The organism is Acinetobacter sp. 10FS3-1 (assembly GCF_013343215.1).
Lineage (GTDB): Bacteria > Pseudomonadota > Gammaproteobacteria > Pseudomonadales > Moraxellaceae > Acinetobacter > Acinetobacter lwoffii_C.
Genome location: NZ_CP039144.1, coordinates 184,576 through 201,262 on the forward strand (window position 1 = coordinate 184,576; position 16,687 = coordinate 201,262).

The 16,687-nt window shown below is 40.3% G+C and carries 11 protein-coding genes; 2 read left to right on the plus strand and 9 right to left on the minus strand.

The annotated features are described in order from the left end of the window. The first annotated feature begins 657 nt into the window (after window positions 1-657). The gene (locus tag E5Y90_RS15095) at window positions 658-1,932 is read left to right on the plus strand and encodes a hypothetical protein (RefSeq protein WP_163146699.1); all 1,275 of its coding nucleotides are present in this window, start codon (window positions 658-660) and stop codon (window positions 1,930-1,932) included. Window positions 1,933-1,964: 32 nt separating this feature from the next. Next, window positions 1,965-3,350, plus strand: a complete 1,386-nt coding sequence (locus E5Y90_RS15100; protein ID WP_163146700.1) for a hypothetical protein — start codon at window positions 1,965-1,967, stop codon at window positions 3,348-3,350. Window positions 3,351-3,396: 46 nt separating this feature from the next. On the opposite strand, the gene E5Y90_RS15105 is transcribed toward E5Y90_RS15100, so the two are convergent. The 9 genes from E5Y90_RS15105 to E5Y90_RS15145 all read right to left on the minus strand — a co-directional run bounded on the left by E5Y90_RS15105 (window position 3,397) and on the right by E5Y90_RS15145 (window position 16,687). After that, on the minus strand, window positions 3,397-6,180 hold the full coding sequence (locus E5Y90_RS15105; RefSeq protein ID WP_163146701.1) for a TraM recognition domain-containing protein: 2,784 nt from the start codon (window positions 6,178-6,180) through the stop codon (window positions 3,397-3,399). 3 nt (window positions 6,181-6,183) lie between these two features. Further along, entirely contained in the window at window positions 6,184-6,888 is a 705-nt protein-coding gene (locus tag E5Y90_RS15110) for a replication initiation protein (protein ID WP_174660633.1), read from the minus strand. Between the two features lie 72 nt (window positions 6,889-6,960). Further along, window positions 6,961-10,236: an ATP-binding protein gene (locus E5Y90_RS15115; protein ID WP_174660634.1), complete on the minus strand. Its 3,276-nt coding sequence runs from the start codon at window positions 10,234-10,236 to the stop codon at window positions 6,961-6,963. Window positions 10,237-10,275: 39 nt separating this feature from the next. Continuing rightward, window positions 10,276-11,538, minus strand: coding sequence for a hypothetical protein (locus E5Y90_RS15120; protein WP_163146704.1), 1,263 nt, complete (start codon window positions 11,536-11,538; stop codon window positions 10,276-10,278). 9 nt (window positions 11,539-11,547) lie between these two features. Continuing rightward, the gene (locus E5Y90_RS15125) at window positions 11,548-12,564 is read right to left on the minus strand and encodes a hypothetical protein (RefSeq protein ID WP_163146705.1); all 1,017 of its coding nucleotides are present in this window, start codon (window positions 12,562-12,564) and stop codon (window positions 11,548-11,550) included. A 155-nt stretch (window positions 12,565-12,719) separates the two neighbouring features. Continuing rightward, entirely contained in the window at window positions 12,720-13,121 is a 402-nt protein-coding gene (locus tag E5Y90_RS15130; protein ID WP_163146706.1) for a hypothetical protein, read from the minus strand. Between the two features lie 193 nt (window positions 13,122-13,314). Continuing rightward, window positions 13,315-13,902 carry a hypothetical protein gene (locus tag E5Y90_RS15135; RefSeq protein ID WP_163146707.1) on the minus strand — a complete coding sequence of 196 codons (588 nt, stop codon included), beginning with the start codon at window positions 13,900-13,902 and terminating at the stop codon, window positions 13,315-13,317. 49 nt (window positions 13,903-13,951) lie between these two features. After that, on the minus strand, window positions 13,952-14,875 hold the full coding sequence (locus E5Y90_RS15140) for a hypothetical protein (RefSeq protein WP_163146708.1): 924 nt from the start codon (window positions 14,873-14,875) through the stop codon (window positions 13,952-13,954). A 63-nt stretch (window positions 14,876-14,938) separates the two neighbouring features. Next, window positions 14,939-16,687: a DotG/IcmE/VirB10 family protein gene (locus tag E5Y90_RS15145; RefSeq protein ID WP_163146709.1), complete on the minus strand. Its 1,749-nt coding sequence runs from the start codon at window positions 16,685-16,687 to the stop codon at window positions 14,939-14,941.

Consider the following 16,687-nt stretch of genomic DNA (forward strand, 5'->3'; position numbering starts at 1 on the left):
TCATTATATCAAGTTAATTTGAATTGTTACGTTTTAAAGGTTAAATCCTAATAATGATAATCCTTTTGTGTATTATTATGATAATATACCACTCGATATAAGTTTAATTAATATACAACAGCCACATAAATCAATATTTTGCATTAAAAATAATTTATATTTTCGGATTTTTTATTATAAATTTTATTGATTTTATTATTCATTTCAGATAGTATTTTTAATAAATAGATATTATATTTATAATATTTTTAGCTTATTTTTATGATTCTTTTATGCTAAAAATTCGTGAATTTTTTGTCAAAATAATGTATAAAATATGGCAATGTCTGATTATTTTCTGCGTGTTAAATGGAAGATAATGTCTAATAACTGTATATAAAAGGGTAAAACCTGTATAAAAAAATATAAATTATGGCGATCATTGCTTTAATTCTGCATAAATTCCGTATTTATTCTGAATAAACAATGCAATTGGTTGTTCTATCAAGGTTTTTTTTTGCGTTTTTTTGTATATGCAGTGCAAAGTAGACACCCAATTTATTGACTTATGCCATGTTTTAATGATATATTTTTAATGTGAAAATTGGTTATTTACATACCATTTTATCAACTAAAAAAGGGCAGCCAACCTTATTCATTGGCAAGAGGAATTAGAATATGAATGACGTAGATGCAGTGCTACAAATCCCACAGTTTTCTAAGAAGGTTCTTAGTTGCTTCACAAGTGATCATTCCGTGATTTCACGTTTTGCCTTGCGTGACAACAAAACAGTACGCCAAAAAGCAAACTACTTTTATCAAAATACAATGTTTAGCAAGAAGCGAGAAGAACAGCGTAAGATCATGCTGAACTTTATTAATACCATGCTTCGTCGCAATGAAACTGTCGCTGATTTCTGTGTACGTCAGTTCAATAACAACTCTGCTGATTTTATTCGTTTGAAAGTAAACTCTCCTGATGAACTTTTAGCTGTTCTTAATGGTCTTTACTCTTCAAATATTGACCATCACCTTAACCGCGTTTTTCGAGCGATTGCGACTCGCACTATCTCTAACACCTTTGAAGAAATCATCGAGCTGAATAAAGGCTTTCAGCTTGAAAAAACTACTGTTGGTTTGGGTGAAGCCTGTTTAACTGACACTGTGTATGCTTATGCAGCTCCAACTTTAAATCGCTTCCTTATCAGCTTATGTACCTTACTGGTCGGTGGTCTTGCATGCTTTATTATTGCTGCTGTGCAGGGTGTCTACACTCCTTTTAATCTAACAATGACAGCTCAGTTGATTACGCCTATTACTGAATATCGCTCGTTGTATTTATTAGCTATCAGTTCTTCAATGCTTGCCATGTTCTTGTTACCGGTTGGTTTAGGCTTTTACCTTACTGATAAATTGCATCCACTTAAACGTGTTGAGCATGTATATGACGCATTCAATAAAACGGTTGGCTGCTGCATTCTCTTCTTTGGTGCTCTAGGCTTATCTCATTTTAGTATGCAAGCATTTGAACAAAAGAATCCTCTGACCCAGATGGTTCAAGCAAATGAAAAAGAATCAGCATTTGCTTATATTGAACAGAATTTCAATGCCTATGAAAAACAGAGTTTTATGAAAGCTCAGGTGCTACTAGCAATGAATAAAGGTCAGCAGCTTGATACTGCGACTCAAACCGAGCTTCGTAATCTAGCTCAAGATTTCGTGCCAGTAGACAACATTGATGATGTTAAATCTTGGAGCCAAGTAGACATTAACTATCCAGGAATTGCAATTAAAGAAATTAAAACTGCCCTATTTGCACAAGATCAGTCAGGATTTCACCAGAACAAATCATTCTTACAGTTTTTGTTAGTTCTTATTTCTTTTACTATGGCGTTTACAGCTTTCCAGTCATACATCACGAAAAAGACTTTTGAGAACGGTAGCAATCAATAAATTAAGAAATGACAGATCGGGGCAAAATTTATATGACTTTAACAGCAGACAGCATTGATTCAGCGATTGCTACATTACCACGACACTATGCAAGTGTTGTGAACTACCTCTTTGGAGACGGTCAACTGCGTAGCGATACGCTTGGAGCCATTTTACAGCGACTAGAGCTGATTAATGCTTCGGCTGCTGCTTCTAAGTGTGTGTATCGTTCAGGTGACTACGATACTGACACGAAATTTCAGGAATATATTTTTGATGTAATCAAGAAAGGTGCTGTAGAGAAAACTATTCTTGATTCACCTCGATCTCTACTTAAAACGGAAATTTCACGAGCATTTAAGATTCCAGAATTTCTTAATCGCTGTATTGATTTTGAGTTGAATACCCCTGACCAAATTGCTGATGTTCTTTTAGGTACTGCTAAGTCTGCCCCACTTGAGCAAACCGTACTTCGCAATATGTTTGTCCAGACCCATGTGAGCATCATCCTGTTACTACTTGCTGTTGAGCTTGGTCTGCCTTTAAGTAGAGAAAATAAGCAACTCTACAAAGCTGTAAAGCGTCCATTTGTAGGGCATGAAATAAAGTTACTGTTTAGCGATCTGTGGAATCGCTACAAGTACATTGGTCTAGTAGTTGCCAGTTTCGCACTTATGGCATTTGCCGGACCTCAGGGATGGAGCTTACTCACGGAGCCGGCAATTTACTTACCGTATATGGATATCAACCAGAGTGTCTTATCACCGAAAAATCAGGTTTTATTTAAACTGTATTTAATGATCATTTTTGGCTTTATGCTTTATTTGATTATTGGTAATAAATTTCATTACTTAGTACAACCAGACCGCAAGACTAATCCAGAAACCCAAGAGAAAGTTAGAAAGGTTGTTCCCGCTTTTTACATCACTCTCTTAATGTATCTTACAGGTCCGGCTATTGAGTTTTTTGACAATCTTAATCAGCCTACCCACCCTATTGAAGCTGCTGTTGAAAAACGCGACTTCAAAGAAGCTGAACAGTTGGCAATCAAAAACACATATTGGTCTACAGAACAGAAGGATTTTGTATTAGCCCAACTATTACTTAAACAACGCTATGAAATGCCTAAGGCTGAGTACAATGAGAAACTTGCACAATATAGCCAGAGCATTATCAAGGAATATTCCTTTGGGCGTTTCAGCACTGAATATGCTGAATCCTACGGCGTTAAAAGAATCCTAGATGCGAATAATATAGAAAACTCGTTGGTTCCATACGAATCTCACCGGGCAGTTCTTTTTATCTGGTTGATGGTATTGGTTTATTGCTTTGTATCATTGGCAGTTGAAGTAGATTACTTCGGTATTAAGAAACATCGGAAGAAGAAACGGAAAGCTAATCAGACTGAATTGGATTCTAACGATCAAATTAAGGTTTAGACCAAGCCAAAAAAACCGCTCATTTGAGCGGTTTTTTTATTGGGTATTATTTCTTTTGGATGACTACCTGAGATTTCAATGCTTGCCAGTCATACTGATTCAAGTGATTCAATGCGTCTGACAGATTTTGAATTACGCTATCTAATTCAATCTTATCATCATGGGCGAACATTTGTGTTTTGTGCACTTCTTTAACAAGCGTTGCAGCCTTTAAGGTACTAACAACGTGATCAGCGTTCTCACCTATCGTAGCTGCCAAGTTTTGCTGTTCTAATGTTTCAGCACGAGCAAAATCTTGAGCAGCAGCCAATATGCGCGTCTCGATTTTATCAAGCGTATCACCATGAGCATTTTCAAAGTCACCTTGAATCAGGCGATACTTAGAAATATGTTCTGGTGTCAGATTCACAGACTTTAATTGCGCAGCAATATCGTCATAAAAAGCATCTACGTTGAAAATCGTTATGGGTTTATCAAATGTAGCCAGGTTAATTTCTTTACCGTGAATATCAGTATATTCTTGTAGCGTGTCGTAGTGACCTGTTTGCACTAATGACGACGGTTCAGAGCCGTGTTTCAGAATATCGTGAAGCTGACGCATTTCACGCTCTTTTTCTTGCTGATCAAGTAGCTTGTTTTTGCCTACATGAATGATCTCAACAAGTTTTTCACGGTGTTCAGATACCATAGCTGAACCATGATCAGAGCCACCAAAGTTTACAGACATATCCTCAGAAAGCTGTGCACTACTAGAAAGGGTAATCTTCAACTGCATTTCTGGCATCTGGTATGAAGCCACTGCTTCCATAATTGCCTGACTTGGGCTTGATTGAAACAAACTCAAGTTATTTTCAGCAGCCAAGAAGATTTCAGTTAGATCAGAATTTACAGCTTCGGTCGTCAAATTGGTGTTATCTGAACGCAAAGTGTAGTCAATATTGATTTGACGTACAAACTCTGAAATCTGATCATAAGGGTTAAAAATATCCTCTTTCTCTACTGTCAGAATTGGAGCCAAGTCATTCAAACGCAGTGATTTAGGTTCTGGACCGGCAGTATAGAATCCGTAGATACGTGATATAGAAACACTGGAAATCTTACCCCCATCAGATTTTTTGGATAGTAAGAGTGTAAATTCACCATTCTCTTGACCGGCTAAGTCCTCATTCGGCAAGCGAGAAACCTTGTGGTATTGAATATTATTACTAACAACATGCTTATCGAAGAAGTCACCCACTTGACGTTCTGTGGACACTGCTTCTGATTGTAATTCCTGCCCTGCAAAACCTGCGATCTTTTTATATGAATCACCATCTTCACCAGTAGTAAGACGACCAATTACTTTTACAGTAGAGTTCGCCCATGTTGCTTCGGCTTCTTCTTGCGAACCACGCTTGATATCAGAGAAGTCTTGAGCAGCAAATACGATAGAGAAATTGAGTGACCGGGCTTGAGCAGGCATCACGGACGCGCCTTTAACTACGATATAACCCCATTCGTCCAGAATGAGTTTGCATGAGTTTGGCGAGTTCGTTGGTCGTGAATCCAAGATTACACGTTTAAGCCCTTCGATACGGTTTCCGAGTGAACCCGCCATCATCTGCTTAATCGCACCCACAATCAGTTTACCCAACATTTTCAATGTTTCTGGTGTACGTTCCAAAGCCGGTAATGGTACTGTTAAGCAACGACGATTCAATACTACGTCGAAAATATCAATATCGCCTTGTTCAACACCAAAAATGTGACCATAAGAGAACGTCAGGTCGTTAATCGCACGAGTAAGCTGCATGGAAATAAAGCCATGCTGTTCAAGTGTTTTAGCTTCTTGCTTCTTTCGCTTTTTCGGGTCGGTGTTATAACCTGGTAATGTGCGAATATAAGCCGTCAAAGACTGACAAACCTTATCGAACATTTTGCCGTATTTACCTTCATGGTTAAAAACAAGCTCTTCGAGAGCTGCTAATTCCATGTATTCAAGGTACGTTTTAGGGCTTAACTGGATATAACCGAGGTCACGTAGATACGTTAAAGGTGGTGTCAATGCAGCGATAAATGCCATTGCACGACCCTTCCACATATCACCCCCACCACCGCCATCGTCGAGAAGGTTATTCAGCAACTCAACAAGCATACCGCTTGATGTGTTTGACATCATATTGAAAGTATTAGTGATCTTATCGCGTTGCGCCTTAATCAAGTCACGACCAGAGGTAATGAAGTTGATCGTTAAAAGGTCATCATCACGCCCAAAACGGCGTACCAAACGGTAAATATGTCGTTGTAATGAAGGGTCGCCTTTAGCATCACAATAAATAAAGCCCGCATTTTGGACAAGTTGATTTACAACTAAGCCAAGTAAAAATTCTGTTTTACCTGAACCGGTTGTACCCAATACAACCATGTGTGTACGGTCATCACTATTAGAGGAATATGCCGGTAATTTCTTTTGATGATCAAACCCTAAATAAGTTACGCCCTCACCATAGAATTTCTCAGGCTTATCAACCATTTTAAACGGCAAAATAGCCTCATTTCTGGAACCATCAGGCAATTTGGCATGAATAGGTACACGCCAGGGAAAATTTGTCCAACGCTTCTTTGGAAAACCATAGCGTTTAATTAAAAGGAAACAGATTGCTAAACCGATTTCACCGCCGAACGGTAAAAAGAATCCAATAAACATGATAGCAACACCCAAAAACAGGAGCCACATCGAACCGTCGAGCGTAAACAGCTCTTCGTCGATAATCTGCCCTATGCTTCGGGTATCACGCCGGATTGAACCAGGATTAAAGCGTTCTGACGACCCTTTAGATACGAAGCTCATATATTAATCCTTTTTCTGCTTAAATCTGAAAGTCAGATACATTTCCTTGTGCAACGTCTGACCAATGAAGCCACTTTCAATAATTTCGATATTTGTTTGTAGATTGATTTGCTCACACAAGCGCAGTACAAGGCTCCAAAAGTTACCAACTACCTTGTAATCTTCATCCGATACACCTAGAAAAGTGCGAATTTCTTTAGCATTTAGATGGACTGTTACCCTTCCGTGATGCAAAGGTTTGAAATTTTTTAAGAGATAATTCAGGAACAAATAAAAACGTAGAGAGTGATTACTTCTTAGTGAAGAAAAATCACATAGCTTTGCCAGATCAGAAATTTTTAAAAATTTTGACAGGTCTTGTAACTGTTCTTTGAAGAATCCAATTTGAGTAAAGGTCGCTTTTTTTCCATTTCCGCTTGAATACACAACCGACTTAAAAAAATTGCTCTCCTTTAAATCCATAACTGCTTTTTTAATAGAAAGATAAGCACCGCTATTGTTGCCATTCCTTGCACCATATACCGCGATATAGTTTTTAGTTGGAATAGTGATCACTCCATCCTGTTCAATATCGTGTGGCAGATCAGCAAGCATCAATAAACGTAAAGTTATGGTGTTAAAGCTCATTGGATAACAACCAAGACCGGCTATTACCTCGTTTATAAGTATTTGCTTTATCTCTGATTGATTAATTAGTGTAGCTATCAATTCGAGAACTCCAATAGTCGCTTAGCTAGACGACAAAAAGGCAGAGAGGGTATCCCCTCCACCTCAGTAAAATTACTTAACTAAACCTGAACCTTTGCCAGAATTTATCAAACGAGAACGGCGTTCTTTGATCTCTTCAAGTTTTGCGTCAGCGATTTCGCGTGGAGTAAGCAGTTCATCAGGACGTTTAGCTTCACGGTTCATACGCTCTAAACGCTCGCGTTCTTCACGAATGTAGCCATCCATGATGCGGTTTGCCATAAGCGTAGTAATCGAAGCTGATGCTTTGTTCTCGTCAAACTTCTCCGAACCCATAGTAGACTCTGTTTTCAGACGTTGACGTTCAGCAGTAATCGCTTTCTTAGCACCACCTGGATATGCTTTCGCTAACAGACGCAATGCTAATGGACGGTCGTTATTACATACCTGGTACATCGTTTCACGCATGAGTCGGTCATCTGCGTCTGTAGTCAACGACCATAGACGTTGTGGACCGATAGTAAGAGTTAGTAGAGAAGTAAATGTCTCTGTCTTACATACGATACGAGAAAGGTAAGTCAAACCACCTGGACCCAAACCGACGAACATAGACAGTGCACGTTCTTCTTCTGGTTTAAGCGAGATTTTTTCACGCATCCATTGACGAGTTTCGGCAGTACCGGAATCGGCAATCACGAAGCGGGTGGCAATATTGATCAACATACCGAAGTCATCAAGCATCTGTGATGCCAAGCAAAGCTCAGTACCCCATTTACGTGCTTCACGACCATCACGTTCCAACTCAGCAAACAGAGTTTTATCTTTTGCAGCGTTGTGTAATTCATCCATTGCAATGATCTTACGATCTTCTGCCAGTTCCTTAATTAGACGGTCGTAATAAGAACGATAGTTTTCAGGAATTAAAGGTAAATCCTCAGAAGAGAAAGCAACTTTCTTCTTAGAGTAGATACGTGCGATCTGGAAGAACAATGAAGTTTGTTTAGTGTTCCCAGACGAACCAATAACGTCCTGTAAGTCGATAGATACTACGCGAGCGTATGACAAGTCGAAGCGAGTATGCTGTGAGAACACAGGATACATCGTAACGGCTTCGGTGATGTTGCGTTGGAAGTAAGCTGCGAATGCTTCACCACGTTTGGTACGTGTCGTGTCATAGTTAGCTTTAATATCTGGGTGCTGTGCTGCTGCGGTCAAGTCAGCAAGTACCGGCATTGCATAACGGTGGCAAAGGTCACGCGCACGTTGAAGTTCAAGACGCTCTCCACCTTCGTACATTTCAGACAAACGATGTGCTTCATCACGAAGAGCATAGTAAGTCGGCTTTGTAGTGCCTTTATCTGTTGGGTCGGCTAATGAGTATTTCACCAAGAGTTTATCTAGCTCTTGATTACGATACGCTTGATAGTAATGCGGATTACCAGTAGTGGTTCCATCTAGTTTTTGACGGAATGCAATACGAATAATCTGGTCCACATAACTTGTCATGCCTTCTTCTGGCTCACCATGAGCTTCAACCGGGGTGATCAGTGAAGTAACAAACGATACCATTTGCGCCATTTCGTTTGCCGGTGGCTCACAGAAGCCTACAGAACATTCGAGAGGGTTAATCGCAAACGCTTCGTTGTTCTTCATACGAGCGTAGACCGCTAAGTGACGTTGATTTTCTGGCAAGTGGTCACGTAACAGGTCGATAGGACCACGAGACGACACCCCTACGTCAATAATGGAAATGATTGGCAGACGTTTCAAGCCAGGCATCATACAGGCTTCGATAATGTCATTGTTCATTGCCACTGACTTACCAGAACCCGGTTTACCTGAGTAAATCGTAATCCATGTATTTTGCTTGCCAGAGAATTTTTCCAGACAGATCAGCTTACCGTCGATAGTACGGTGGAATACCGTACCCATGTCGAAAGGTGATGCTTGGCGCGTCCACGGAAGTAAATAGAACGCATCAAACATACGTGCCGGACATGGTGGCGCGTGGTGTTTGTGGCTTAGACCTGGAATATTAGAACGCCATGACAGTAATGGGTCGCCACCCTGCTCCATTACACGCGCAGAACCCCACGCCTGAACAATACGAGACAGCTTTTGACGGCGATTAATCAATACAGCAAGACCTTCTTCTGTATTTTTCGCCCAAGTCATAATTCCCATCTGGAATTTGACAATGATACCGCCCTCTTTTTCATACTCACGCAATGCCTTCGCTGCTGCGTTCAAGTTTGCATTAGAGGAAGAAGCAAAAGTCAGAATAGAAGCCAATTGAGCGCGTAGAGCTGTACCCGCCATGCCATCAGCAGTGATGTTGTAGCTTAGAGAGTAAGGAATTACTTTAGGCTCACCATCTTCGTCCATAGTGACAGCACTATTCAGGGCATCAAACAGGTTTTGGAAGGTCACTCGTGATGACGGTGGAATATCAATCATCAATGGCGCATAGACAATATCATCTGTAATCACGGAGCCTACAGGATATGATGCTGAACGCTTCTCACCAGAAACGATACCATGCGTCATAATCTGATCTGGAATAGTACGGTATATTACAGCACTTAGATCATCCTCAGGACCGGGACCTTTCCAGCGTAAAGCCAGACGGCTACTCGCTAGAGGGATTTCAGGCTCCCAAGTTACAGGTGTAGAGTTAGGTGTTACCGCTTGCTTAATCACACGCAATGCGTCTACTACGTTCAATAATTCAGCTTGAGCACTAAAACTCTTATGCGTCACGATTTGTAGGAACTGGTCTACATACGTTTCATGTTGAGCACGTAAAGCAGAACCACACATCAACAAGTTTTGAGCATCACGCATAGATGGCAGATCATACCCACGCAATTCATCAAACCGTTTCTTTTTATCTTGATCAATCTCACTAGGGTCTAAACGCATTGGCTCAGTTGTTAGGACAAAATAACAAGATTCATCACATACTTGGTTGGCATAGACATTTACTGCTTCCTCAATCAAAAAACCCATGTTGAGTTTGGTTTGTTTGATTGAATCACGTTGAATATCAGCTACACGGTGTAGATCGCTTGTAGGGTTAATATCACGCTTAAATACGACCTGGATATGATGACCACGTTCTTCAAAGAAGGTTGCCATCGTTTCTGTTATACGAGTTACGTGATCATAGAGATCATCCGTAGATACCAGGGTACGTGTACCCTCGTATTTAATGACTGAGACTAAAGCGCCCTTGTTGGTAACAAGTGATACCGGACCATCAATCGTTTCCAGATCACAATAATCTTCGACGTTCAGCTTGAGTGCCGAACCTATTAGCAACATTGCTGTTTCAAACTTTGAAACACCCTTATTCTTAGTTTTTGACACGGTAGTTAAACTCCCTAGTAGTCTGACTGATCTACTCTGTTAAGCAGCTTTCAAATGTTGAATAATCGACTTAACTGCTGCGGTATAGTCCTGATTGTTAATAAGTTCAGAAATTTCATCAAAAATAGGCTTAGGCTCATTAGCCGATAAAATCAATAAAAGCAAAATGTAGATTTTTGCCTGGTCGCTGATCTCCTTACTAGCAGCAAATAGATCAACTTGTTTTTTTGTAGATTCGGTGAAGGCATTAGGTTGAAGGCTAGGCGTAAAACTTAATCTACTATCCATCCCCTTAATACGTGTTTCACCTAAAATTAAGAAACCTTCTTCATACAAGTGCCAGAATAGCCCGGACAATCTGCTATCCAGAACTGCTTTTTCACCATTCAAATCCTTTGAAAACACATAAAAATTAAGCCCTGTGTTAGTAAAAAGCTGACCGTCATACAGTGTTGAGCAATCAATATCGAATGAATCAATAAATTCATAAGACATGAGCTTCTTCACTAGACTTAGGCGTAGTTGTTGGTGCAGCAAGAAAGACTGCAAGTAGTAGAAACAAAAGCTGTTTTGCTCTAAAGCACTTGCTGATTGAGCTTGGTTTTTCGGCATATTTGGGAATTGGTTATATGCGTACTCAACATTTGTCTTAATACCATCAAGGTTCTTGAGAACCAGTAGGTCAAAAGGCGACTTAAATTTATAGTCTGATACCAGATCAATTTCTTTCTTGTACATCGACATTTCTTTATGGTGATGTATCTCAAATTCACCACTAAGCTGTTCCTGTATATACAGAAGCACCGGAGCCGAAACGACTACCGGTTCATTGATTGCCAGACCTAATACCGTCAGAATCTTTTGCCATTTAGACTGCGTGTAATCTTCGCCTGAATCATCACTGAGATTCACCTCTACTTCCGTTGGTAATAAGGTCTTTTTCAGCTCTATAACACTGATCTTCACCTTCTCACCTGTTGGTTTTAATGAGGGGATTTCCGCATGAGATAGTACGTCAAACGCTTTGGTGTACGTGGCTTGCAGTAAAAATGATTCATCATAATAAGGGGCAACCGAGTTCGCTAAATATGGAACCCGGCGAAAGCCTGAACCTGATGCTGATGTGGGAACAAACAAATGCTGTAGATATGCAAATTCCTCGTGCCCTAGAACGTCCTTCTCAAAGAATACTGCTGAATGAACAATATTTTGTGTGTTCTTGCACAAAGCCATACCCTGTAGCTTTACAGCTAAGGATGACGGCTCTACCAAGAAACTTTCTAGTGAAGTTTCTGTATTCATACCGTGTCCTTAACCTAGATCAACTTTCATTTTACGGAGCTGATCATCTACATCAGGAATCATTTTGGAAGCATCAAAAGTCTGCATTACTTCTGAAATATCGAAATCAGAACGTGAGCTGTAATATTCGATCTGTTCTGAGGTAAAGATATTTTCAGTAAAGCAAAGAAGGATGTTGTGATGCCCGAAGTGAAATTGCTTATAAGCTTCATCTTCGCATTCTTTAAGAGCCATAGCCAACTGAAAAACACTAAAGTTTTTATTGTTTTTCATGCGTTCCCGATACCATTTTTTGTATTCGGCTAACTGATCTTGGAATTTAACCTGACGTTCATTTACGACTTCATCATCTTCGCCAGGCTGTCGCTTCATGGCTTCCAGATCGTCAAATTCACCTTTGAAATAAACTTCTAAATCCAAAGGCTCTTCTTTAGAACCAATAGGAGCTTTAGCACTCTTCTCACTGATTCGTTGCATAGCTTCTTTGTATTTCTTAACGTCCTCCAACATCATTGTTTGGAAGTCGTAATCAGTAAAATCAGTGAATCGACGACGTTCATGCAGGGAAATAGGGTCATCAAAACATAGACTACCTAAACGCCCTTTACGGCTGTAGACAGCACGTATTTTGTCGCTTTGATGATGATTTAGAACCAGAAGTAAACGCTGTAAATGATTGAGGTTTGTTTGGGTAATATTATCCTTAAACAAACCGAAAACAGCACTTTGGTTCTGGCTTATCGCAAATAAGTGATGTGGTGCATGACACAGCGTACATGCCGGTACAACATTCTTCTCTGAATGATCTGTATGGTCGCCATTCAGGTGATGCGGCTCAATAAAAAGAGGGTCATGGAATCCACAGAAATAGCAACGATGATCGTGTGTTTTTAAGATAGCTTGGATTTCAGGCAATTCTTTCATGCCACGATGAATTACGCCGTCTCTTTTCCAGAGATCAGGATTTTTGGAGTGGCGCAATACACCCATTCGAGGTTGTTTAACCTGATGTAATTGTTGTGTCATTATCTAAAACTGCTTTAACTAATACAGTGCATTCAATAATACTTTATTTATAACAGTAAAGAAGCACTTTTTTTGCGAAAAAAATGCTAAATAACTGCTGTTTAAAGTAAAAAAAAGCGAGGTTTGAACCCCGCTTTTTCGTGACCAGAAACAGATTACGAAGTAGTTGTAATCGTGTTGGCTGCTGTGAATAGAACCCACGGCAATACAACTAGACACGCACCAATACCGATTAACCACCAACCGCTAGATGCTTGTATGCCAGAAGAAGGGTCTTGAGACTTTTTAAGCTTCATAAAGCCACTGAAAGCGAAGCCCAGACCAACCAAAGTTGCAAGAGAACAAAGAACAATCCACACCATTTCAAACGATTTGGTTGCGTTGTTAGAAACTTTAGTTAAGTTCGCACCCGCACCATATTGTGCTTGCGCATTGTTAGAGCCAAAGTCTGATGCGCCTACACCATTAGAAGCAAGAGCAGCAGTTGTTGGGCCTAAAGAAAGCAGAGTTAAAAAACAAAGGAATTTTGCGTAGCTGTTTTTGATTTTAGCTAACATGAGGTTGCTCCAAAAAGCACTTTTTTCTATATTTCAAAATAAGGGCTAAATGCACCTTAATTTGCTTTCGCAATTATTACTCAAGAATGTTGGTAATTTGACGCAATGATAATCACATTTTTTTTTAAAGTAAACAAAATAAAGCAACTGAATCACTTTATTTTGCTTACACTTTAGACAACAATTCAAATTTCTACATAGCGAATAGTTGTGCTAAATCCCAACCAAGAACACCCGATAAAAGTTGGTGCATGAATCGGATTTGGAAACAACATACGCCGAAGAAAATGAATGCAAAACCACGACCAATCGTGTGTTGAGACACACCATCAGCAACTTGAATCCAGATACGAATACCATGTAATACCGCAAAGATACCAACGACCTGAGCAGCCATAGTAATCAGAGTTAAACCGGCACGAGCTTCAAAATTCTCTACTGAATTACTATACGATTCCAGAGTAATTAAAGAGTTTGATGTAAAAGACCCATCATCAAGCATTGAAGTTACCACACCGATTGTAAACAACCCATCAGCCGTAACGAATAAAAGTGCAGCGAGTAAAACCTTTCCAATCACGCTACCAATAGTCGGTTGTTGCTTGGACGAGAAATACTTCTGCCCTTTGTTGCTCATACAAGCTGAGTCTAAGAAAGCTGAATAACAACACCACAGCGCAATTAACATAAATGCGCCCTGACCGATAATCATAATATATGGTATCTGGTCGATCAGGCTCAATACTGTAGATAGTGCGGATGGAGCATTTGCTTGAGACATATAGCACTCCTTTTGAAGTGAGGTAGAGGTTTCCCCCTACCTATTCAACTTATTTAGCCAAGATCACTTTGTTGTGTAGTGAGTCAATCGCTTTCACACGCACGTTGGAACCAGGTAATAAATCACCCACACGTACAGGAATAGATTTACCTTCATGGCTTACCCATGCCATGTCACCAGAAACAGCGTCAACCTCTACCGAACGGTTCTTACCTGTTAAAGCCACTTGTACTTTTGGTTTTGATTGTTGAGCAGCATGCTCAAATACAGGCTGCATTTGAGTTACACGGTTCGTCAGGTTTGTAATCGTTTGAGTTTGCTTGTCTGCATAAGCTTCCAATTGCTCAAGCGTACTTTGCAGATTTACTTTTTCTTGCTCAAGTGCATCAATACGCGCTTGTTGAATAGCGAGTTGTTGATTCACAAGTTCCTGTTGCTGTTGAGCAGCAGTTAATTGACCTTGACCATTTGCTTGACCCTCTGTAGCAGCTTGGTTTTGCGCCAACCATTCAGCACGTTTCGCATCGTAATCCTGGATATATGCTGCGCCTTCTGCTGAACCTACCAAAAGTGGACCATTTGGTGTTTCAACCATCTTCATGCCGGTAGAAGGGTCAGTAAAGTAAATAAGCTCTTTGCTGTAATCTACTTCGGCAGTTTGCGTAACAATATCTCGTTCACTGGTCTGGTAAACATCAACACCCTGACTAGCAGAAGCAGTAGCCGTTGCATCTGTATAGGTCTGCTGAGTAGCTTGTTCTTGCTGTTGTTCAGTTTTCTTACCACTGAACGCCATTATAATCACGCCAATAACGAGCAAGACGAGAATAGCCCCTACGATATAAACAGCTTTAGGTACACCCCCACTGTTACCACCTTTTTTTACGCCACCACCGGCTCCGGCAGTACCTTTAGCAGTACCTTTGGTTTTATCTGCTGCGGTTTTAACGGCAGCTTTTGTGTCTATTGCCATTTTTATTTCTCCAAATTCTTTCTAAACGCTTAAATAGTCGTTTGCTTAACGCTTAAATAGTCGTTACTGGTTAGCTTCTTCGGTTACGTTCTGGTTAAAGTAAAGATTAAATACTTTGCCTGAATAAGTGATGTAAGTTGTTGGGTGATTAGTACGCTTCAAAATGTCTTGTGAAACAGATTCGCCCATTTGACCTACAATACGACCAGCAATTTCCTTGTCATCTGGCTTAGTTTTGACTTGGATTGTTGAACCGTTTGCATTATTAACAGTTGTTCCGATCTCACTCCAAGCTTCACCGTAGCCTTGCATGCCGCTCGCTAACACCATTCCAGCATAGCGTTTAAACGTATGCGTTTGAATGTCATCAGCCATTCCCATTTTGTTCGTACCAATTTCACGAGCGATAGCTTCAATTTTTAACTCTTTACCCTTTTTAGGAATTAGGCGAGTGAAAACAAATTGAATGTTCTTATTGGCTTGTCGAACCGTACCAATTAATTGAGCATCTTTATAAGGACCACTTGTGATACGTGCTAAAACTTCCGCACCTTCGTCAGTATTTACCTCAGAAACCAGTTGAGTAACATAGGATGTACCCGCACGGATTAAAACTTTCTTTGAATCACTTACACTATACGGGCCATTGCTGCTATTAATATTCTGGTATTGCTCTGTTTGATTTGAGTATTTGCCATTTGAAGAGCTGCCACTACCATTTTCACCTTCCTTATCACGCGCCATATAATTATATTGAACATGACGGTTACTGTTACCTACCGAAGCCTGGTCGCGCTTAGGCTTAGATGAAAGTAAGTTGTTCAATTGCTCTGTAAATGCAGTTTGAGCAACCTCTTCTGTTTGAGCAGCTTTCTTCAACCAATAATCAGCAGTACCATTTTGCCAATCTTCAACATTCTTCCCCGCAGCTTCTAATGCAGAAATATTCCCTGCATATTTGTCTTGTGGAACAGTTGGAGTTTTTGGAACTGCTTGTGCTTGCTGACCACCATTGACCGGTTGGTTATTTCCATAAGCTTGTTGCTGACCATTTCCATTTTGGAAATTATTTACAGGTTCTTGACGAGAACCATCCGATGCAGCAGTTGTAGCACCGCCGTTATGTGCTAAAGCAGGGTCAAAATCAGCAGCAAAGTTATTTGGATTCACTGGACGACCATTAGCATCCACTTCAACTTTTACGCCTGGAACCACACCATCACCAACTAAATATTGTTGATCAGCGTCACGCTCAACGATTACGGATGGAATATATGTTTCACCATTTTGTTCAGCGTTTGATGCTTGAGCCTGTTGATTCCGACGTTCAAATTCAGCTTGCTCTTTGGTTAATGTTGCATTGCCGGCAACATTGGCTTTTGGTAGATCAACAGCACCCGCCATATCAGCTTGTACCTGTTCATCATTCCCAGAAAAGTAAAGTAAAGCACCACCACCAAGAAGAACAGCAGCGATACCTCCGGCAATTGCCACACGACTAATACCGTTAGATGCAACACGCGAAGCGTTGTCACCCAATGTCTTTTTACGAAATGCCTGTGTACGAGCTTCAATTGCTTGCTGCTGCTTCTTCTCGTCAATTTCTTCCTGGGTCAAACCCTGTTGAGGTTCATCTAGGTCATTATTAATGTTTGCCAATACGTCTGCCATTTCCTGTGAATGCGCTGTATTAACATCAGCACCTACATCCACTGGTGAAGCAGTTTGATTTTCAATATGAACATTCTCTGTCACTTGAGCATTGTCAGCATTCGGGGCTGTCTCAGGCAGATTTGTTTTATTTCCTTCCAT

Coding starts and splice junctions, on each gene's coding strand:
- E5Y90_RS15095 (WP_163146699.1), top strand. CDS start 658: ATGAATGACGTAGATGCAGTGCTACAAATCCCACAGTTTTCTAAGAAG.
- E5Y90_RS15100 (WP_163146700.1), top strand. CDS start 1,965: ATGACTTTAACAGCAGACAGCATTGATTCAGCGATTGCTACATTACCA.
- E5Y90_RS15105 (WP_163146701.1), bottom strand. CDS start 6,180: ATGAGCTTCGTATCTAAAGGGTCGTCAGAACGCTTTAATCCTGGTTCA.
- E5Y90_RS15120 (WP_163146704.1), bottom strand. CDS start 11,538: ATGAATACAGAAACTTCACTAGAAAGTTTCTTGGTAGAGCCGTCATCC.
- E5Y90_RS15125 (WP_163146705.1), bottom strand. CDS start 12,564: ATGACACAACAATTACATCAGGTTAAACAACCTCGAATGGGTGTATTG.
- E5Y90_RS15130 (WP_163146706.1), bottom strand. CDS start 13,121: ATGTTAGCTAAAATCAAAAACAGCTACGCAAAATTCCTTTGTTTTTTA.
- E5Y90_RS15135 (WP_163146707.1), bottom strand. CDS start 13,902: ATGTCTCAAGCAAATGCTCCATCCGCACTATCTACAGTATTGAGCCTG.
- E5Y90_RS15140 (WP_163146708.1), bottom strand. CDS start 14,875: ATGGCAATAGACACAAAAGCTGCCGTTAAAACCGCAGCAGATAAAACC.
- E5Y90_RS15145 (WP_163146709.1), bottom strand. CDS start 16,687: ATGGAAGGAAATAAAACAAATCTGCCTGAGACAGCCCCGAATGCTGAC.